Raw genomic sequence first — 20,480 nt, 5'->3', positions numbered from 1 at the left:
TAGCATTTGTTTACTTCTCTGCTAGTGAACTTAAGCAATTAGCTAGGGTAGCCAAAAAAATAAAGGTCCAGCAGGAGCTACAACAACTTTAGCCTAGCCTTTAACTACGTATTCTGAGGAATCAAATGAAGTCTCTCAGTCAACAGAAGTCACTACTTTTGAAGATGAATCTAAAGCACCGGACTTATTCAAAAGTTTTATTGATAAAGCTTTTACTAATAAAAGTGGGTTATTAGTAAAAGATGCAGAAGGAAACGATGTAACTAAGAAATTTATAGATGGAACATCAAAGCTATACATACAAGAAGATTATGATAGTATACATTACATCGTTCAAGAAAATGATTTGGAAATATCTCATGGAATCGAATATTCTGCACTATCATTTGATACATTAGACAATGTACAATCAAGAAATAGTATACAAAGTATCCAAGGACGTGGAGTAAGCAGGGATTTTTATCGCTCTGCAAAAGATCGCAACAAAAGATACCCTACAAAAGAATGAATTGTAACTGTTACTGGTAACTTCTCATATGATACTCGTACGTTTAACATTACTTCAGTAGGTACTACAAGAGTTACTATAAAAACAGCAATATTTGGATCGATGTTTTCTCCATATCTTGATAGATTAAATGTTTCTTCAAGTTATTCCGGGCGAACAGCTAGATTTGATGCAAGTTACACTATGAAATCAACTGTTTCTTCATTATTGGTCAGAGAAACAGCTGATTTTGGAAGACACACACACACTATTCAAACTGGAGCAAATCAATAGTTTTATTGATCATACATAAGGACTTAAATTCTTATGTATGTTTTTTTAGAATTATTATGATCACAAAGGAGGCTATGCAGTGTCTTTTTCCAATAATATGTACAATTTTGTAAACCGCTTCTCAGATAAGACCTATAAAGGTTTTGCTGTAACGTTAACAATTATCAATGTACTTTATTTCTTTGTTAGAGCAAGGCATCTTGAATTTTCTAACTTTCTTTCTCAACGTAGTGAACAAACTGCAGATATGTTAATGAAAATACAATATCTATCTCTTCAAACGCTTGTATTGGAGAATCTTGTTTTTATTACATTTATCAGTTTCATTATATATTTCCTATTTAAAAATGGACTTAAAAGAAATGTCCATTTTTTAACTTTCACTTTTTTTTATCTACTATTACTAAAGTACTTTATTTTCATTTTCGCTACTATTCTTGAGGTGTATCCGCCAGATTATTTTGGTCAATTACAGCGTCCTCTCGATATTAATTTTATTTTTTTAATAGTTAATTTTTTTATTAACGTATTTAATAAAATAAGATTAACCCATATACAATCAATAAATTAAGCACAAGAACTTTAACGTGCAGCGACCCCTAAAAGTTTAGATTTTACTCTAACTTTTAGGGGTCGCTACCTTGTTGTCATCAAATAGGGATGTTCTGTTATTTATAGTTCTTTAATCCTCAAACTTCAAACCCTTCAATGCATCAAACAATCCATTGTCTTCAGGTTCTTCTTGTTTTTGTTTCTTCAAGTATTTCTGAACGGTCCGTTTATCAGCTTTACCAGATCCAGATTGGTCGCGGCGTTTTTTGAACGCGGATAATTTTTCGCGGTAACCACACGTACAAGTAAAGATTTGACCGTCTCCTTCGCCGCTGAGAGACATTTTTTTCTTGCAGTTTGGGCAGCGCGCATTCGATTGTCTAGAAACGTTTTTGCGGTAGCCACATTCGCGGTCTTGACAGACCAGCATTTTGCCTTTTTTGCCGTTGACTTCCAACATTGGTTTGCCGCAGTCAGGGCAAGTCTTAGTCGACAAGTTTTCGTGTCTGAATTTTCCGTCGGTTTGTTTGATCTCAGTGACCAGTTCTTTGGTAAATGTTTTGATGTCGTCCACGAACTGCTCTTTCTTCAAGTTTCCTTTGGCAATAGCTTCTAGTTTTTGTTCCCACTCAGCCGTTAATTCTGGTGATCTTAAGTCGGCTGGAACCAACTCCAAGAGTTGTTTTCCTTTTGACGTGACGTGGATGTGGTTGCCTTTTTTCTCGATCAAGAACGACTTGAACAATTTGTCGATGATGTCTGCTCGAGTCGCAACCGTTCCAAGTCCGCCTGTGGCTTTCAATGTCTGAGTCAATGCTTTGTCTTTATGATTCATGTATTGACCAGGGTTTTCCATGGCTGTCAGCAAAGTAGCTTCGTTGAAGTAAGCTGGTGCTTTTGTCTGACCAGTGGTTTCATTGACGTAAGAAACGGTCAATGTGTCGCCAACTTTAATAGAAGACAAGGATTCACCTGAGCTGTCTTCTTTAGCGTCCGCACTCATCGTAGCTTCTTTCCAACCCATTTTGGTAACTGTTTTCCCTTTTGCTGTGAAGCGTTCTTTGCCAATTGTCGCGGTCAACGTAAATTGCTCGTATTCGTGAGCAGGCAACAGTACAGCGAAGAATCGTTTCACGACCAAATTATAAATGTGGCGTTCTTTTGCGGATAATTTTTGCAATGGGACGACTTGTTCTGTCGGGATGATCGCATGGTGATCTGAAACTTTTTGATCGTTCACGAATGAACCTTGAGCTTTTATCGGCTGGTTCAATAGCGTTTTAGCGATCGCTTTGTATTCTCCGTGCGCGCTGACTTTGATCCGGTCTTTCAACGTAGGAACGATATCAGTCGTCAAATAACGCGAATCAGTCCTTGGATAAGTCAGGACTTTGTATTGTTCATATAAAGTTTGCATGATATTCAAGGTTTCTTTCGCGGAATACCCGAAAGCTTGATACGCATCACGTTGCAATTCCGTTAAATCATACAAGGCAGGGGCAAAAGTTTTCTTCGGTTTTTTCACTACATCGGTCACCACAGCATTTTTGCCTTCTGTATGCTTCACAACTTGTTGGATTTTTTGTTGATCAAATGTTTTTGTATCATTAGATTGAGCGTCTTGCCAAATGAGTTTCAATGAGTGGTCTGTAGTAGCTTCCGCTCCATAGAACGTCTTTGGTTTGAACTGGTTGATCTCTTCTTCGCGTTGCGCAATGATTTGTACGACAGGCGTTTGTACGCGTCCGCAATTCAGTTGGGCATTGTATTTGGTGGTCAACGCACGGCTGGCATTCAATCCGATGTACCAGTCGGCTTCTGAACGAGCCACAGCTGCTTGGAAAAGGTTCTCGTAATTTTTAGCCGGCTTCAAATTTTTGAAACCTTCCTTGATTGCTTTATCAGTGATAGACGAAATCCATAAACGCTTCATCGGTTTGTTGACATTGGTTTTCTCGATGATCCAGCGCGCCACCAATTCTCCTTCACGCCCTGCATCTGTAGCGATAATGATTTCCGAAACGTCCTTACGCTTCAATTGCGATTTGACCGCATTAAATTGGCTGCCGGAATTGCGTATGACCGTCAACTTCATGTCGTTCGGCAACATCGGCAAATCATTTAAATTCCACGTTTTGTACTTTTGGTCATAGGTCTCAGGGTCAGCTAAGGTCACTAAATGTCCCAGCGCCCAAGTCACAATGTATTGATCTCCTTCAAAGTAGCCTTTCCCTTTTTTGGTACTGCCAAGCACACGAGCAATATCGCGCCCCACAGACGGCTTCTCTGCTAAAACTAAACTTTTCATGTTAGAACTCCTTTAGTGTTTTACTTATTTACTTAGTATAGCATAATCGGTGAATGGGGTATTTAATCATAAATATATTCTATCAAAAAAAGCCTATCAGTGGTGACTAGGCTTCCTTTCGAATTTAAATTCTTATACGTTACATGGTTTGTTGTTTTACAGCGCTTCGCGTGTTTTTAAGGTAAGTGATGGCTGTTTTAATGATAGCAAAAGCTGGAACTCCAAAGATGATTCCAACAATTCCCAGCATCTTTCCTGCCACTAATAAAATGATAATAATCGTTAAGGGGTGAATGGCTAAAGATTTTCCGACAAACTTTGGTGTCAGTAAATTAGCGTCTAATTGTTGAACAACAAATATGAGTAAGGCTGTTAAGATAGCTGCTGTCGGAGAAATCGTTAAGGCCACAATGACTGCAGGCACACCACCGATAAAAGGACCAACATAAGGAATAAGATTGGTGAACCCATTAATAATAGCTAATAATAACGTGTAAGGAACTCCAATGAGTAAAAAGCCAAAATAGAGTAATACAGCCACAACAATACTTGCTAATCCTTTTCCGCTGATATAAGCGGTAATCACATCATTTGTCAGATGCAACAATTCAAAAACATGTTTTTGATACTTATCAGGAAATAGGTGGGTAACAGATAGTTGTAATTTTTTACCGTCATGGAACATATAAAATAAAATAATTGGAATTGTAATCAAGACAATGGTTAGGTTAGCCAGTTTTCCAATTATCGAACTGATGCTGGATGTGATATTAAATAAAAATGATTTGGATAGAGCGTTCAAAGAAATGTTTAATTGATTCAAAGATTCTTCTACATTAACATTGTCCAATGAAGATAAAAAGGCAAGGTCTTTAGTTTGAGCTTCAATATCAGAAATAATAGTAGGGATATTATCAATTAGGTCGGATAGCTGATTCATAAGAAGAGGAACCATACTGATGATAAAAATAGCAGCTCCACTAAGAAATAAAACCATAACTAAGAGAATAGCGAAACTGCGTTTGATTTTTAATTTTTCAATGAGATTGATTAAAGGATTCAACAAGTAAAATAAAAATCCTGCACTTAAAACGGGGATAAACAATGTCGAAAACAAAACAAATATGGGTTGGAAAACAAAGCTTATTTGAGTTGCGTAGTAAACAATTAGAACAACGGCTAAAATCCACAGTGTCCAAAATAGTAATTTTGAAGATTTAAAAGTATTCATAAAATAGTGCTCCTTCTTAAGATAGTGTTATTAAGTATAATCTTGTGTGAATTTAACTATAATTGGATCTGATAAGCATTAAACAGTGATCATTCAATTATCTAGAAGAATAAGGGGATTGCCCTGCTAGATCAATATAGAGCTGGTTTTTTGAATGAGCAGCAAATATTTTAACAAATAATTCATTCGATAACTCTATTATAAGTTATTCAATCTACAATGTATCCAATAATTTCAGTTATTTCAATACGCTCTGATTTTCCTCCTTTATTATTTGATTGTTCTATCAGTTGCTTGATGTGAACCTTTTGTTTAATATAAGATTCAACTTAAAATACTTATTTGAGGAGAACTGAATGAAAAAAAGAAGAATCTTTATAAGTATTATTCTGTTTATTTGCCTAGGTCTTGGTGTGAGTTATCCAATCATCATGAATCATCTCGTTGTGGATGAAAAGCCGGTTAAATCGGACGTGATCATTGTACCAGAGGGGCAAGAATATATCAGAGCGAATAAGGCTTCGGAGCTGCTGCATGAAGGCTATAGTCGTTCTGATAAGATTATTATTTCGCCTATGGTAGACACTAATGCAGAAATCTATGAAGAATTTGGTGTTGAATTTGAGCAGATTATCCCTGAGACTGAGGCTACCAGCACATATGAAAATGCGGTTCATACGCTGAAAATCATGGAGAAAAATGGGTATTATTCGGCCATTATTACGTCTTCTGATTATCACATGTTGCGCACGAAAATGATTTATGAACGCGTCAATCGTGACTATGATTTTGAGCTGACTTTTGTGGCGGCTTATCAAGTTGTGGATGGTGAACTTGTTCCGTGGGATGAAGCAGGCGATGAATTAAAAGCAGTCGCTAAGAAAGAATTTTGGAAATATTGGGGCTATTTATTGGGATTGTATCATTTTATTGATGTGTAATTTTCTGGTGCAGAAGGAGAATTACATGTTGATGGGATGGTGCAATTTTTTATTTTTGAAATGGATTAGCATCAGTTTACAAAAAAAACTGTCTCCTAGAGCAGAAGACAGTTTTTTGTATATAATAAAAAATTTGTTTTTAAACACCTAGTTTTTCTTTTAACGCTTCTGTAAGAGTTAATGAAAAATTGATACCTTGTTCATTACCGAGTTCATTTAGGTAGTTAGGAATTGTGAGAGTTTTTTTGACGACTTTATTATCATGCTGTGCTTTATATTTTTTGAAATTTATATCCACTAGAGTTTTTATTTGAGCATCATTTTTATTGTATTTAATTTGATCTGGTAGTGGAAGTGGTTCTCCATTTTCTAATTTGTCAACACCTGCAAAGCCGATATAATCTCGAGCCATTGTGATAGCTTCTGCTAAGTCTTTGCCCTGCGTATAGCCTTCTATATCAGGTATTTCAACAAAATAGGGGAATTCTTGTTCACTATCAATCGTTATATAAATAGGATAAATATATGTTTTATTATCTATCATTTTTTTCACCTTTCTTTCAATGAAGCGATGGGCTATTTAAGCCCATGCTTCTTAATGAGTGCTTTTGCAAGACGTTCATTGGTTTCTTTGTGGCGAACAATTTGTTCTTTTGCTTTGCCATTTGTATAAATATCATGGTTACCACCATGTTTTACAAACCACCAACCGTTTTCCTCGAAAAGCTTGATTAAATCTCGCGTCTTCACATTTTCCTAAACTCCTTTTCACAGATTCATTATACGTATTTTACACGTACTAATCAATCGGTAAGTAATAGAAAAATGAATAATTTTTATTAAAGGAATGAACTGGTTGGTTATCCAGCTAGGGTATACTAAATTCTACTCAAGCTAAATCCTAGCAGGATTAACGTTCCTGCGTTATGATACTAATGAAGAGTTGAATTGGAGGTAATGAGAGTGTCGAAGAAGAATTTATTGAGAGTGTCACTATTTTTTAACGCAGCCGCTATTATAGCCGGAGCCGTTATTTTTTTGAAACAAGGAGGTTGGGTCTATTTAGCAAATGGTCCAAGCAAAGTTGCAGCGGATCAGCCCAAAGAAAATTCCGTCATTAAAATCAAAAAAGATAGTTTTGAAGTTAACGATAAGCAGTCGAAAGAGGTAGTATTTGCCGGAGACAGCCATACGGATCACTTCGAATGGGGCGAATATTTTGATGGTATAACAGTTGCCAATAGAGGGATCAGCGGCGATACATCAGATGGTTTGCTGAAACGCATCGATCAAGTGACAGAGTTGAATCCACAAAAAGTCTTTTTAATGATTGGGATCAACGATATCCAACAAGATATTCCTGTAGAAACGATTGAGAAGAACTATAAAAAAATCATCCAAAAGATAAAAGAAGCGAATCCTAAAACGCAGATTTATGTGCAAAGCGTCTTTCCTGTAGCGGGAGAATTGTATGAGAACAATCAATTCAAACGAAGCAAACCAATCAATGAAACGGTAGCCAAATTGAACAAAAAGTTGGTTCAATTAGAAGGTGTGACTTTCTTGAATGTTGCAGAACTGTTTGGCAACGAACTGGCTGAAGAGTATTCCGTTGATGGATTGCATCTGAGCAAAGAAGGCTACGAGGTTTGGTTGAGTGAGATTGAGGAGTATGCAAAAGACTAATAAAATGAAGAGTGCTTAAAACGGTGATCAACGTGTTGAGCACTCTTTTTAATGGATTAAACAATTGTTGAACTAGAAAGACTTTCTAAAACAAACGCGGAATAAAGAACAACATAATCGTTAACCACTTTAGGGTCATAACCGGTGTAGTGCTGGATTTTATTTAATTTGTACTGAAAGGTGTTCTTGTGCAAAAACAACTTTTCAGCACTTTTTGCCACGCTCTTATTTGTTTCTCCATAAGTGAAAAAGAGAAGCTTTAATTCTTCTTTTTCGTCACTAGGAATTCCAGAAAGTATTTTATGAGAATAATGAGTCGCTTTTTCTTCTGACAACCCCGCATATAAAATTCCATTATCCATTTCTTGATACAGTTCCAATGTATGATTCGAAAGAATGGTCCATTTCAAAGCGTCAGCTGCTTGAATAAAAGACTGTCTTGCCTCTTTTTGAGATTCAGCAAGTAATCCGATTCCAAAGCGAAATGGTAATGTTGTTTTAGAGTGAATTTCGTCAACTAACTGGCGAAGGATGTGTTGGACATTAGAAGTAGTCTCTTCTCTAAATAAGATGTACAGTTGATCGCTTAAAATCGTGAAAATATGCTTATGATCCAAAATAGCAGATTGTTCAATAATTTTGTGAAGATCATTCCTTAAACCTAAAGGAATTGAAGTGCATTTTCCGATCACTGCTACGTGAGGAATCGAATAATCATAACTAAAAGGATCAGGCGTGTCAGCAGCTTTATTAGAAATTTCCTGATGCAAAAGTGCACTGATAATGTGTCTGGAACGGTCTCTTTGTTTGCTGAGGATGTCTTTTAAGTAATCTTCTTTAATTAAGATCTCTGTCATTTTTTTGATGATTTCACCATGTTGTTGTACTTTTTCTTTGTCACCCGTGATCCCAATAACGCCAATGATTTCCTGTTCAAAGTAAATAGGGATATTGATGCCTTTTTTACTCCCTGGGTAAGAGTAATCGGTAGCAATAGTGAGTGGGCGTTTCGTTTTAATTACTTCTTTAGCTCCGCCATGCATTTTTCCGATTCTATCAGGATCCGTACTAGCCATGATAATGGCTTGTTTATTCATGAAATTAATTTCTTGATGGATTATTTCTTTCATTTGCGTAACGATTTCTTGAGCCAATGGAGCAGCTAATTCCATCATATGATTCACCTCTTAACAACTTAATAGTACTTCTTGATTGTCCTGTATACCAAATAATCAGCCTTAAACCCTAGTTAATAGGTTCTGCATTACATAGAAAGCGGATTCAATACGTATTATACTATATTCAAGTAGAAAATGAACGTCATTATTTTTGGAGGGAATGTTAATGGAAGTACAAATTACCGCACTTGGAGCAATTATTGGATTAGTGATCTCGATTGGATTGATTTTTATCAAAGTACCACCGATCTATAGTTTATTAGTTGGGGCTTTATCTGGAGGACTTATAGGCGGAGCTAGTCTAGTCGAAACAGTAGAATTGATGGTGAGTGGAGCACAAGGTATGATGACTGCTATTTTAAGAATATTAGCAGCTGGAGTTTTAGCTGGGGTGCTGATTGAATCGGGAGCTGCAGAATCGATAGCTCAAACGATCATACATAAAATAGGGAAAACGAAATCCTTATTTGCACTGGCACTAGCAACCATGCTGCTCACTACAGTAGGCGTTTTTATTGATATTGCAGTTATTACGGTAGCTCCAATAGCATTGGTGATTGCAAAAGATACAGGGATCAGCAAATCAGCTATTCTATTGGCTATGATTGGTGGAGGAAAAGCAGGAAATATCATGTCTCCCAATCCGAACACGATTGCGGTTTCTGAAGCATTTCAGACTTCGCTGACTTCAGTTATGCTAGCAGGTGTGATTCCAGGTATTGTGGCTTTATTTGTGACGTACTTTTTAGCTAAGCGTCTGACGAAAAAGGGGTCTTTTGTTGAAGCCGTTGAAGTAGATGATTCAGCTAATACAAGTAAAGAGCTTCCTCCCTTCATCAAAGCGATAGCAGGACCTATTACAGCCGTTATCTTGTTGTCTCTTCGACCATTAGCCGGAATCATAATCGATCCAATGGTGGCTTTACCTCTAGGTGGTATTATCGGTTCCCTTATTATGGGACAAGCCAACCGCCTTGTTGATCAAATGAGTTTTGGCTTGAGTAAAATGTCATCTGTAGCTGTCTTGTTGATTGGGACGGGAACCATTGCTGGAATCATCACAAATTCGACTTTAGGAGATATTCTAATTGAAAGTATTAGTAGCTTGGGACTACCGATTTACTTACTTGCACCACTTTCAGGAATCGTGATGTCAGCTGCAACGGCTTCAACAACATCCGGTTCGATTGTTGCCAGCTCGGTATTCAGTAAAGTGTTGATTGAGTCAGGTTTCAGTGCTCTAGGTGGAGCGGCTATGATTCATGCCGGCGCAACTGTTTTAGATCATTTGCCGCACGGAAGTTTCTTCCATGCGACAGCCGGAAGCGTATCGTTGAGTTTTAAAGAACGCTTAAAATTGGTTCCTTATGAATCATTGATTGGACTAGTCATTACAGCAGTATCCGTTATTTTGTTTGGATTGCTGAAAATAGCTTAAAATAAATAATAGATAGAGAGGGCTTTAAGATGTACATTGTGATTGCACCAGATTCATTCAAAGAAAGTTTAACGGCAATGGAAGCGGCCAGAGCTATTGAAGAAGGTTTTGCTTCGGTCTTGCCACATGAAAATTATTATAAAATTCCCATGGCAGACGGAGGAGAAGGGACTGTCCAGTCTATTGTAGATGCGACTGGCGGTTCGATCAAAACTGTAACGGTAACCGGTCCATTGTACGAGCCGGTGGAAGCTTTTTACGGATTGTCGGGAGATAAAAAAATAGCGGTGATTGAAATGGCTGCGGCTTCTGGTTTAGATAAAGTACCTATGGAAAAACGCAATCCTTTAGTGACAACGACCTATGGTTTTGGGGAACTCATTTGTGATGCGCTTGAAGAAGGCGTGGAAGAAATTTTATTGGGTATCGGAGGAAGTGCGACCAATGACGGCGGTGCCGGAATGGTGATGAGTCTTGGCGGAAAGCTGTTAGACGAAACTGGCGCCTCGATTTCAGCCGATGGTCAGGGCCTTGGCAAATTGAAAAGCATCGATATCACAAGATTGCATCCTCGCCTTAAAGAAGTTGTGATCAAAGTGGCTTGCGACGTCGACAATCCACTGACCGGGAAAAATGGCGCTTCTCATATTTATGGACCGCAAAAAGGTGGAACATCAGAGCAAATTGAATTGTTAGACAGTCATTTAGCTCATTATGCGCAAGTGATCAAAAAGACGCTTGGAAAAGACATTGATCAAGTCCCGGGAGCAGGTGCAGCAGGTGGTTTAGGTGCAGGTCTGTTGGCTTTTCTGGATGCTGAATTGAAAAGGGGCGGCGATTTGCTGGTTGAGATGCTGGGATTGGAAGAGCAGATCAAGCAGGCTGACTTGGTGATTACTGGAGAAGGCGGCATCAATCATCAGACGATTTTCGGGAAAACGCCGGTTGCCGTTTCAAGAATCGCTAAGAAACACGGCGTTCCTGTGATTGCTGTAGCCGGGACGTTATCAAAAGGATATGAAAGTGTTCATGACGAAGGAATCGATGCGGTATTTAGTATCCTGACAGAATTGAGTTCTCTTGATGAGGTTCTCGAAAAAGGATATGAAAACTTGAAAGCAACAGCGGCTAATGTAGCAAGTGTCATCAAAATAAGCAGAACTGCTGAAACAACACCAAGGGAAAACTAACCTTGGTGTTTTTCCTTTTTTTATCGTGAACCAAATCAAAAAATAAAGAACAAAATAGTTACTTTTTTATTCTTAAACAGACTTGTGATATATTAAAAACACATCTAAAAGCATTATCCACTTTCATTCACTTGTAAAACTCACCTAGTAAGATTCCAATTAGTAACAACTCTGCTACTCCATCGGATACTCCGTTTAAACCATTCCTGTCATTGCTGCAATAAAACCACTTTCTAAGGTTACAAAGGTTCACCTGTAAAGGAGGCGCGCTATGGAAAAGAGAAGATTCTTCATCGGATTTGCAAACGGCTTTTTGATTTCCATTGTTTTATGGATATTGATTGCTTTCTTGATCAAATTTTTGTTCCTTTAGCTGATTTTCTTGACCGTAACGACTTTCTGTAATTCGCGAGCATTATTGATGTCGAAAGTTGTGCTGTCATTGTATTGTACATGGTCAGCTGCGCACGCACTGGCGAGAGACAAGCATTCTGTCAGCGGCTGGTTGAGCGAGAGACTGCCTAAAAAGGTTCCCACAAAGCAATCGCCGGCACCTGTATCATTGACCAGTTCCACCGGAGGAGTGCTGACCTCATAAACTTCACCTGCATGGCTGCAAATACTGCCGTCTTTTCCAAGAGACACGATCAAGTAATCGACTTTTTCAGACAGCTCTTTGATGTGGTCTAAAAAATTATCGTCAGAAGGAACCAATTCTTGAACTTCAAATCGATTCGGTTTGATGAAATCAACGCCTACTTCAACAGCTTTTTTCAAAGCTTCCCCCGAAAGATCGCACGCAATGAAACACCCGATTCTTTTTAATCGTTCCAACAACTCTTCTAAATCGTTCAAATCAAATCCGGGAGGGGTAGAGCCGGCAATCAATACCATATCTTCTTTCTGAACTTTCTTCTCGACTTTTTCATACAGCAATTCGATATCGTAATCGGTCACCGTGAAGCCTTTTTCAGTAATCAAGATGCTGCCGCCGATTCCTTCTTCCAGAATGACGTAGCTTTCTCGAGTAGCCTTGCCGTATACTTCCACAAAATCGTAGTCTATACCTTTGTCCAATAGAATGTTTTCCAATTTGCCGGCATTGGTGGTTCCTGAAAATCCGAGCGCTTGATTCTTAACGCCCAGCTGGTTCATGGCGTTAGAACCGTGATGACCTTTGCCGCCAATATCGTAAGTCACCTTGCGCAGACGATTATTTTTTCCTTTGGTGAGAGTGCCTTCGAGAAACAACAACCGATCAATGGTGGGATTCAACGTAATAGTATAAATCATGTGAACAGCTCCTTTCAGATGGGTATTTCTGCCGTTATTGTAGCACTTATCCTATCTGTATCCAGTATGATATGTCCTCTGTGACCAAAAGCTTGTAAGATAAGGCTTTCATCAAATAAATTCCGTCAATTTTATTTACTTGAGGGGCGGTTTGATATATGATGGTTCAGGTTGATTTAGGAAAAAGAGCTGTTTTGTGCACTAATGACAGCTTAACTATTGGAGGAACATCATGAAGAATAAAATCACTTCTTATTTTGAATTGGAACAGTTACATACTACCGTTAGGCGAGAAATATTAGCCGGATTTACGACCTTTATTTCAATGGCGTATATCTTATTTGTAAACCCGAGTGTATTGGGAGCAGCAGGTATGGACGAAGGGGCTGTGTTTACAGCTACAGCTTTAGCAAGTGCTATAGGGTGTATTTTGATGGGGGTTCTGGCACGCTACCCGATCGCCACAGCACCAGCGCTTGGGATCAACGCATTCTTCTCTTATTCAGTGAGTGTAGGAATGGGCATTCCATGGCAAACGACTTTAGCTGCAGTATTTGTGGCGTCGTTGATTTTTATGCTGATCACGTTTTTCAAATTGCGCGAGCGGATCATTGAAGCCATACCGGCCGATTTGAAATACGCGATTTCTGGCGGTATTGGATTATTTATTGCCTTTATCGGATTAAGCGAAGGCGGTCTGATCGTTTCAAATGAATCTACGCTTGTTGGGATGGGTTCATTGACGGTAGGCTCTACTTGGTTAACGATTTTTGGTTTAGTGGTAACGGCTATCTTAATGATCAGAAAGACACCAGGCGGTATTTTTATCGGAATGATCGCTACCATTCTTTTAGGATTGGCAACCGACTTGATTCAAGCTCCTGATCAATTGGTTTCAGCGGCACCAAGCATTTCATCAACGTTCTTGGTAGCGTTGGACCATGTCGGTGATATCAATTCGATCCAATTGTGGGTCGTTGTGTTGACGTTCTTATTGGTTACTTTCTTTGATACTGCTGGAACATTGGTCGGATTGGCAAATCAAGCTGGCTTTATGAAAGGCAACAAGATGCCTCGTGTCGGTAGAGCATTAGCGGCTGACTCAACAGCTATGCTGGCAGGTTCTTTATTGGGGACATCTCCTGTTGGGGCGTATGTCGAGTCTTCAGCAGGGATCGCTGTTGGAGGTCGTTCAGGACTGACAGCTGTGACAACTGGTATCTTCTTTATCTTTGGATTGTTCTTTTCACCGTTGTTGTCCGTAGTGACTCCTCAAGTAACGGCGCCTGCTTTGATTCTAGTCGGTGTGTTGATGACGCATTCGTTGAGCCAAATCGATTGGAGCAAATTGGAAATCGCAATTCCAGCATTCTTGATTCTGATCGGTATGCCATTGACGTATAGTATCGCGGACGGGATCGCAATGGGCTGTATTTTCTACCCGATCACAATGATCGCTGCAAAACGTGGAAAAGAAGTTTCACCAATCATGTACGCATTGTTCTTTGTGTTCGTTGGGTTCATGTGGATCTTGAACGTATAAGAGTAGAAAAAGCGAGCAAATGGTTCACTAGACCAGTTCTCGCTTTTTTGCGTTCCTTTTTGCAGTGATTTTTTGAAAAAACGGAACGCAAAATTCGGTTGCGTTTCATTATTGGTAAAATTTTCTCAAAAAGGGGACGCAAATCCAATTTGCGTCCCGGTTAAGGGTTAAAATTTGGTAAAACGGCACGCAAATGGAGTTTTGGTTCCTTTAGCACCAAAAACTGGGGTTGCAATAGTAGATAGGCTCCCTATAATACGAAGTGGAATAATATATAAGGCGGGATAAAGTGATCAAGGCAGTTGGGTTGGATTTAGATGATACATTGTATGACAGGAATCAAGTATATGAGAGAACTCTTCAAGCAATGGAACAAGATGTTGTTACAACGGGGGTTTCCTTTCAAGAGTTCAATGAAGTTTTTCAAGAGGAATCTCAGATTGAGTTCCAAAAGTTTACTAAAGGATTAAAAGGAGAAACAACGTTTAAGATCGATCGGGTTTTATCGACGTATCAAAGATTGGGTCATCCACTCAAATACGAACAAGCGCTCAAGTTCAATGAGTTGTATCTTTACCATAAAAAACAAATCGAATTGAGACCCGGGATGGCGAAACTGATCGATTACCTTCGATCTATCGGTATGGAATTGTTTGTGTTAACGAATGGTGCTGCTGCAACACAAGCGAGTAAGCTGCAGTATTTAGGGGTAGATAAGCAAATACCGGTTGAAAAGAGTTTCATTTCAGATGAGATCGGTGTGGCTAAACCCAATAGAGAAATTTTTAATGTGGTAGAAGACTCCCTTGGGTTGGCAGGCAGCGAGATTTTGTACATCGGGGACCACTATGAAAATGACATACTAGGTTGCATGAAGAACGATTGGGCAGCTGTATACTACAATGTGAATGAGGAATCGGTGGAAGACGAGAACGTTGTTCAATTTTCCAGCGATCAGCAAGTCTATGAATACGTTAAAAGTTTAGTTTGATGATGAAGCAGTACGGTTAATCCATAAAAGTAAAGAAGCTGCCAGCACCTTTTTAGATGTTGGCAGCTTCTTTGCATGCAGATACTTCAAGTTGCTAAAGGTGATTATGGTTATCCGCCCAACACAAATCCGACTAAATAAGCGACAACTGCTGCTAGACCCCCGACCGTCAACATTTCCATGCCGGATCGCATCCAGTTGGATTGAGTGATGCGAGATTTTACAGCTCCTAAAGTAAATAACGTGGTACCGGTCAAAATAGAAGCCAGCAAAAAAGCATTCTCCAGCAAGAAGGGGATAAATGTTGAAAGAATGTAGGCCAGCAAAGGAACCAAACCGAAAACAAAAAAAGAAAAGAATGTTACTAAAGCATTTTTTATCGGATCTTCTTCTTTGTGGTTATTTCCGTATGCTTGACTTGATAACTGATTCACAAATGGAGTCTCGTATTTAGCTAAAGTCGCAGCAATAGTTTCTGCGTCTTCTTTTGAGAGTCCTTCCACTTCATAGGCTTGTGTCATTTTGTGGACTTCTTCTTGATAGTTGCTTTTAATAGCTAATTTCGTTTGGTGGGTGATGCCTTCTTGGTATTCTTTTTCCGATTTGCTGGACAAATAGTCTCCAACTGCCATTGAGAAACCATCCGCTAATAGGTTTGAAAAACCTAAAATAATGACGATTTTGAGGGGTAAAGAAGCTCCTGCAACTCCTGATACGACAGCGAAAGTAGTGATGATCCCGTCCAAACCGCCGTAGACCATACTCTTGATGTATTCGCCGCCTTGAAATTGTTTGGCTTTACTTTTCATAAGAATCACCTCTTTCCTTGTTTTGTCAATTCCACTATAAAACGCAATGATGCAAAATACAAGGATTATTTGTGTAATTTTGAGCAATATGCAGACTGAGATGTTCTATTAATCAAGTGGTGACTCAAAAGGGGTTCACTTGATCAATAGAAGCTGTCTATTAGTCAAGTGGGTTCTTCCTAAATGGTCACTTGACTAATAGGCCCGCACGCAACGCCAAATTGCGGTCCACTTTTCTGTATTCCTCATGAAAAATGTGGCAAAATGAGAGAGACTATGGAAAAGCAACGAAATATGTAATTAAAAGGATGGATGGCAGTGAGTATTGGGTATGCTTGTCTGGTCGTGGGAGTTCCGGACACGAACATGAGCAGCGTGATCAAGAAGAACGCGACAGAAGAGAAATTGATGGAAGTGATTCAGCACAATTTAGCGGCATTTGAAAAAATGGTCGACTACAATATCAAAGAAGGCATTATGTTGTACCGAATCAGTTCAGATTTGATTCCGTTTGGTTCGAGTCCGGTAAACAGCTTGCCGTGGTGGGATTTGTATAAAGAGGACTTCCAGCGTATTGGGCAAAAGATCATCAACAGTGGGATGCGCGTGTCCTTTCATCCAGGTCAATACACGGTATTGAATTCGCCGGATGAAGGGGTGGTGGAACGTGCGATCGAGGATCTGCGTTACCACAATTTGATCATGGAATGCCTTGGGGTGGATTACAGCCACAAAATGGTCTTGCATGTTGGCGGAGTTTACGGCGATAAAGAGACGGCTATGGAGCGGTTTGTACAAAATTTTGCTCGGTTGGATGAACCGATTCAAAAACGATTGATCATCGAAAACGATGACCGGTTGTATACGGTGGAAGATGTATTGGAAATTTCTCGGCAGACTGGAAGTCCGGTTGTCTACGATAATCTGCACCATGCGATCAATCCGCCAGAAGAAGCTCGAGACGACTATTACTGGATCCATGAAACGTCAAAAACGTGGAAGCCGGAAGATGGTCGCCAAAAAATGCACTACTCTCAGCAAGATCCTGGAAAACGTGATGGAGCACATACGAAGACGATTTACTTAGACACGTTTATGGAGTTTTACCGCAAATTAGAAGACCCGACGATCGACATTATGCTGGAAGTGAAAGATAAAAACATTTCTACTGTGAAATGCATCAATGCGACGCAGCCTGAAAGAGGGATCGGTGCTTTGGAGAAAGAGTGGGCGCGCTACAAATATACGATTTTGGAACGCTCGCAACCGATATACCAGCAAATCAGAACTCTCTTGAAAGACAAAGAGGCTTACCCGGCAGAAGAATTTTATCAACTGATCGAACAAGCCTTGGAACAAGAAATCGATAAAGGCGATGCTATCAATGCTGCCCAACATGTGTGGGGTTACTTTAGAGACCAAGCAGAATTGAAAGACGTGACAGCTTTTAAACGCAATTTGAAAAAATTCGAAGAAGACACGGCGACACTCGCTACTCTGAAACGACAATTGAAAAGATTCACCGATAAATACGACCAAACGTATTTGAAACATTCTTTGTATTTTGATTTATAGATTGTATGGGAATACAATAATGGTTTAATTGGCCATGAGTCAGCATGAAATGCAGCTCATGGACGAAATGAATAAATGAAACGGCCATGAGCATCTACAAAAGATGCGTCATGGCTGTTTAGTGTGTAGCAGTCGTCCATGAGTAAGCGATTGGAGGAGCTAATGGCCAAAATCGGTATGTTTGAAGTCTGGTGAAATTATTTTAGAATAGGAAACATCTAGGTTTTTAGCCTGTATCCAATCATGAGATAAAATCCTTTGTATTTCTTTTATTTTTTTTGCTCCAACTAGCATTCTTTGTTTTGTCAAAATAGTGATGTAAGTGAAGTTATCAAATTTTAAGCATGATTTTTTGATATAATAGATGGGTTGGAAAAATATAGAAATGGAGGAATTATAAGTCAAATGATTGTTTTAATGCTATTATTTATCCCCCTATTCATTTTTTACATGAATTATAGGGAATTTAACCGGTCAAGATATCGAAAAGTCAGCAACCACACATATTGGGAAACCTTTTTTGATAAAGGAAACAGCGGAGAATATTATATTTACCGAAGATTAGAACAACTAAAGATCTCGAAATTGCTTTTAACCAATCTTTATATTCCTAAAAAGGATGGAAGCACTACAGAGATCGATTTATTGATAATCACTAAATATGGATTTTTTGTGGTTGAATCCAAAAACTATCAAGGATGGATTTTCGGTGATGAAAAACACCGGCAATGGACCCAGACTTTTCCAAATAAGAAAAAGTTTAAATTTTTCAATCCCATTTGGCAAAATAAAGGGCATATTTCGGCTTTGAAAGAAGTGCTGGGCGTTACAGAAGACTCGCTGATCCAATCATTGATCGTTTTCAGCGATGATTGTGAGTTGAAAAAAATTACAGTAACTAGTGATAATGTACATGTATTAAAGAAAAATCGATTGAATAGTACTATTAAACAAATCTTAGCAAGATCTAGTACGAAGTTAACTGCTGAAGATATAAAGAACTATTATCATATACTTAGACCATATATACGAGCCAGCAAAGAAGTTCAAGAAGTGCACATCCAAAAAATCAATGAGAAGCTGCAACGGAAGAGTTGATTCTAGTAAACAATATTGAACATTATACATATGGATATCTACTTTGAAAGTAGATAATTGGCCTAAATTAAAGCCCAAGTAGTTAAATGTGTGAAACAATTGTGAACCAAAAACGAAAAAATATTTATTTGCGTACCCGAAAGGCTGATGTTGAGCTTAAAGACATCAGTTTTTTTGTTATAGTAAGTTAAATAACAGACTTATAAAGAAAGGAGAAGGCATTTAGAGAAACAATACTTACATAAGAATCGTGTTGGATGCATAGGTCGGGAAAGAGTTACAGGAGGAAAAGCATGAATTTGGTAAAAAATAAAAAAGTGGTTTTAGGAATAGTTTTGGGACTATTTGTTCTAATATTAATTACAGCGGGCGGTTTTTTTGACACTATGTATGTCATTGGAGTGTTCACGATACTTTTCGGGTTAGTACGTTTGGTATATACGCTTATTAGACGTAGAGATAAACGAAAAGCTATTGGGATATTGTTTGCAGGAGTCATCATGTTTGCTTTTGCAAATGAATATGGGGATTTTGATAGCGAGTCGCCAATCGTGGAAGTGAAGCCGTCTGCCGCTGAACAAGAAATCGAAGCTAAAGAAAAAGCTGAGCAGCTTGCTCTTCAAAAGGAACAGGAAGAGCAAGAAAAGAAAGAAGAAGCTGAAAAACAAGCGCGACAGCTGAAAGATATTGAAAGTGCTCTAGAATTAGCTGAAAGCGAACCAACAAGAGAAAATTACGATAAAGCCTTTACGTTGATCAGCAGCTTAACTCAAGAAAACGAATCGTTTGCTGATCGTTTAACTAAAATAGAAGAAACTGTAAAAATTGAAGAAGAAAAAATCCTGGCTGTAGAAGCTGCGCTCGAAAAAGCTGAACAGGAAGAAACAAGAGCTGCTGTTGAAGAAGCAGAAGTTCTAACAGCTGGACTAGTGGTTCAAAATGACGCATTGAATTCACGTTTGCAACAAACAAAAACTGTCGTTGAAGAACAAGAGCGCGTTGCTGAAGAGGAGCGTAAAGCAGAAGAAGAACGTCAAGCTGAGATCGCTGCTCAAAAAGCAGAAGAAGAACGTCAAGCTCTGATTGCATCTGAGAAGAAAGAAGAAGAAAAACAAGCAGCTAAAAAAGCTGAAGAGTCGAAAGCAGCTCAAAAATCGCAAGCTCAACCGAAACAATCGGAAAAAATTTCTAACGTTGTATACGTTGCGCCCGACAGCGGAACGAAATATCATTACAGTGCGAATTGCAGAGGATTAAATAATGCCAATTAGGTGGTAGAAATGTCACTCAGCAGCGCACAATCTCAAGATTATGATCTTTGCGGATGGGAAGACTAGATTATTTAACCAAAAGGGTGTACGATTTGTATTAATAAAAAAACTCATTAAAGCTCCTAACTTTTCTAATACCGCCGATTGTAAAATTAAGCTAGACAAATAAAAAAGCCATTCGTGGTACACTCAAAATGTATTTCCGACCAAAGAAAACATAGGAGTGATCACGAATGACCTACACCCATCTTACCACGGATGAATTAGTGATGATAGAGTCTTATTATCACCAAAATATTAAAGTCGCTAAAATTGCTGAGTTCCTGAAACGATCTCGAACGACCATTTATAATGGCATTCATTTCTTGAAAGAAGGCCATACGGCCCTCGATTACTACCAACAATATAAAGAAAATAAGAAACGGTGTGGCAGACAGAGAATCATCTTACCAAAAGAACAACAGACCTATATCAAGGAAAAAGTAAATCAAGGCTGGACTCCTGATGTGATTATTGGACGAAAAGAAATGATCATCAGCTGTTCTATGCGAACTCTTTACCGGCAGTTTAAAGAAAAAGTCTTCGATGAAGTTAC

The 20,480-nt window shown here is 38.8% G+C and carries 16 protein-coding genes and 1 pseudogene; 10 read left to right on the top strand and 7 right to left on the bottom strand.

What is annotated here, in order from left to right:
* Positions 1 to 1,463: 1,463 nt before the first annotated feature.
* Together BM137_RS05785 and BM137_RS05780 are read right to left on the bottom strand one after the other, a co-directional pair.
* Positions 1,464 to 3,641: a DNA topoisomerase III gene (locus BM137_RS05785; RefSeq protein WP_092480225.1), complete on the bottom strand. Its 2,178-nt coding sequence runs from the start codon at positions 3,639 to 3,641 to the stop codon at positions 1,464 to 1,466.
* A gap of 139 nt (positions 3,642 to 3,780) precedes the next feature.
* Positions 3,781 to 4,872, bottom strand: a complete 1,092-nt coding sequence (locus BM137_RS05780) for an AI-2E family transporter (protein ID WP_092480224.1) — start codon at positions 4,870 to 4,872, stop codon at positions 3,781 to 3,783.
* Positions 4,873 to 5,228: 356 nt separating this feature from the next.
* Between BM137_RS05780 and BM137_RS05775 the strand changes: the two genes are divergently transcribed.
* Entirely contained in the window at positions 5,229 to 5,813 is a 585-nt protein-coding gene (locus tag BM137_RS05775) for a YdcF family protein (protein WP_092480223.1), read from the top strand.
* A gap of 139 nt (positions 5,814 to 5,952) precedes the next feature.
* Here the strand turns inward: BM137_RS05775 and BM137_RS05770 are convergent, their stop codons facing one another.
* Both BM137_RS05770 and BM137_RS05765 read right to left on the bottom strand, forming a co-directional pair.
* Positions 5,953 to 6,357, bottom strand: a complete 405-nt coding sequence (locus BM137_RS05770; protein ID WP_092480222.1) for a type II toxin-antitoxin system HicB family antitoxin — start codon at positions 6,355 to 6,357, stop codon at positions 5,953 to 5,955.
* A gap of 32 nt (positions 6,358 to 6,389) precedes the next feature.
* Positions 6,390 to 6,563 (bottom strand): type II toxin-antitoxin system HicA family toxin, encoded by a 174-nt coding sequence (locus BM137_RS05765; RefSeq protein WP_092480221.1) that lies wholly within the window; start codon positions 6,561 to 6,563, stop codon positions 6,390 to 6,392.
* A 213-nt stretch (positions 6,564 to 6,776) separates the two neighbouring features.
* On the opposite strand from BM137_RS05765, the gene BM137_RS05760 reads away from it, so the two are divergent.
* Positions 6,777 to 7,499, top strand: coding sequence for a GDSL-type esterase/lipase family protein (locus BM137_RS05760; protein ID WP_177192507.1), 723 nt, complete (start codon positions 6,777 to 6,779; stop codon positions 7,497 to 7,499).
* A gap of 56 nt (positions 7,500 to 7,555) precedes the next feature.
* On the opposite strand, the gene BM137_RS05755 is transcribed toward BM137_RS05760, so the two are convergent.
* Positions 7,556 to 8,674, bottom strand: coding sequence for a CdaR family transcriptional regulator (locus BM137_RS05755; protein ID WP_092480219.1), 1,119 nt, complete (start codon positions 8,672 to 8,674; stop codon positions 7,556 to 7,558).
* Between the two features lie 169 nt (positions 8,675 to 8,843).
* Between BM137_RS05755 and BM137_RS05750 the strand changes: the two genes are divergently transcribed.
* Together BM137_RS05750 and BM137_RS05745 are read left to right on the top strand one after the other, a co-directional pair.
* The gene (locus tag BM137_RS05750; RefSeq protein WP_092480218.1) at positions 8,844 to 10,115 is read left to right on the top strand and encodes a GntP family permease; all 1,272 of its coding nucleotides are present in this window, start codon (positions 8,844 to 8,846) and stop codon (positions 10,113 to 10,115) included.
* Positions 10,116 to 10,144: 29 nt separating this feature from the next.
* Positions 10,145 to 11,305: a glycerate kinase gene (locus BM137_RS05745; RefSeq protein WP_092480217.1), complete on the top strand. Its 1,161-nt coding sequence runs from the start codon at positions 10,145 to 10,147 to the stop codon at positions 11,303 to 11,305.
* A 369-nt stretch (positions 11,306 to 11,674) separates the two neighbouring features.
* Here BM137_RS05745 and BM137_RS05740 read toward each other — a convergent pair whose 3' ends face one another.
* A complete protein-coding gene (locus BM137_RS05740) occupies positions 11,675 to 12,598 on the bottom strand; it encodes a 1-phosphofructokinase family hexose kinase (RefSeq protein ID WP_092480216.1) in 924 nt (307 codons plus the stop codon).
* Positions 12,599 to 12,830: 232 nt separating this feature from the next.
* On the opposite strand from BM137_RS05740, the gene BM137_RS05735 reads away from it, so the two are divergent.
* Both BM137_RS05735 and BM137_RS05730 read left to right on the top strand, forming a co-directional pair.
* Positions 12,831 to 14,141, top strand: coding sequence for an NCS2 family permease (locus BM137_RS05735; protein WP_092480215.1), 1,311 nt, complete (start codon positions 12,831 to 12,833; stop codon positions 14,139 to 14,141).
* Positions 14,142 to 14,430: 289 nt separating this feature from the next.
* Positions 14,431 to 15,132, top strand: coding sequence for an HAD family hydrolase (locus BM137_RS05730; RefSeq protein ID WP_177192506.1), 702 nt, complete (start codon positions 14,431 to 14,433; stop codon positions 15,130 to 15,132).
* Positions 15,133 to 15,242: 110 nt separating this feature from the next.
* Here BM137_RS05730 and BM137_RS05725 read toward each other — a convergent pair whose 3' ends face one another.
* Complete coding sequence (locus tag BM137_RS05725; protein ID WP_092480213.1) at positions 15,243 to 15,941, bottom strand: VIT1/CCC1 transporter family protein; 699 nt, start codon at positions 15,939 to 15,941, stop codon at positions 15,243 to 15,245.
* Between the two features lie 318 nt (positions 15,942 to 16,259).
* Here BM137_RS05725 and uvsE point away from each other — a divergent pair, with 318 nt between their 5' ends.
* The 4 genes and pseudogenes from uvsE to BM137_RS05700 form a co-directional block, all read left to right on the top strand.
* The gene (gene uvsE / locus BM137_RS05720; protein ID WP_092480212.1) at positions 16,260 to 17,516 is read left to right on the top strand and encodes a UV DNA damage repair endonuclease UvsE; all 1,257 of its coding nucleotides are present in this window, start codon (positions 16,260 to 16,262) and stop codon (positions 17,514 to 17,516) included.
* Between the two features lie 405 nt (positions 17,517 to 17,921).
* Positions 17,922 to 18,614 carry a nuclease-related domain-containing protein gene (locus BM137_RS05710; protein WP_244887660.1) on the top strand — a complete coding sequence of 231 codons (693 nt, stop codon included), beginning with the start codon at positions 17,922 to 17,924 and terminating at the stop codon, positions 18,612 to 18,614.
* 293 nt (positions 18,615 to 18,907) lie between these two features.
* Positions 18,908 to 19,885 (top strand): DUF308 domain-containing protein, encoded by a 978-nt coding sequence (locus BM137_RS05705; RefSeq protein ID WP_092480210.1) that lies wholly within the window; start codon positions 18,908 to 18,910, stop codon positions 19,883 to 19,885.
* Positions 19,886 to 20,118: 233 nt separating this feature from the next.
* Positions 20,119 to 20,480, top strand: a pseudogene (locus tag BM137_RS05700) (helix-turn-helix domain-containing protein); the annotation flags it as partial.

It is taken from the genome of Desemzia incerta (genome assembly GCF_900115825.1).
Classification (GTDB): Bacteria; Bacillota; Bacilli; order Lactobacillales; family Carnobacteriaceae; genus Desemzia; species Desemzia incerta.
Note: the sequence above shows the minus strand (reverse complement) of the source record. Positions and strands in the feature narration are given on the sequence as shown.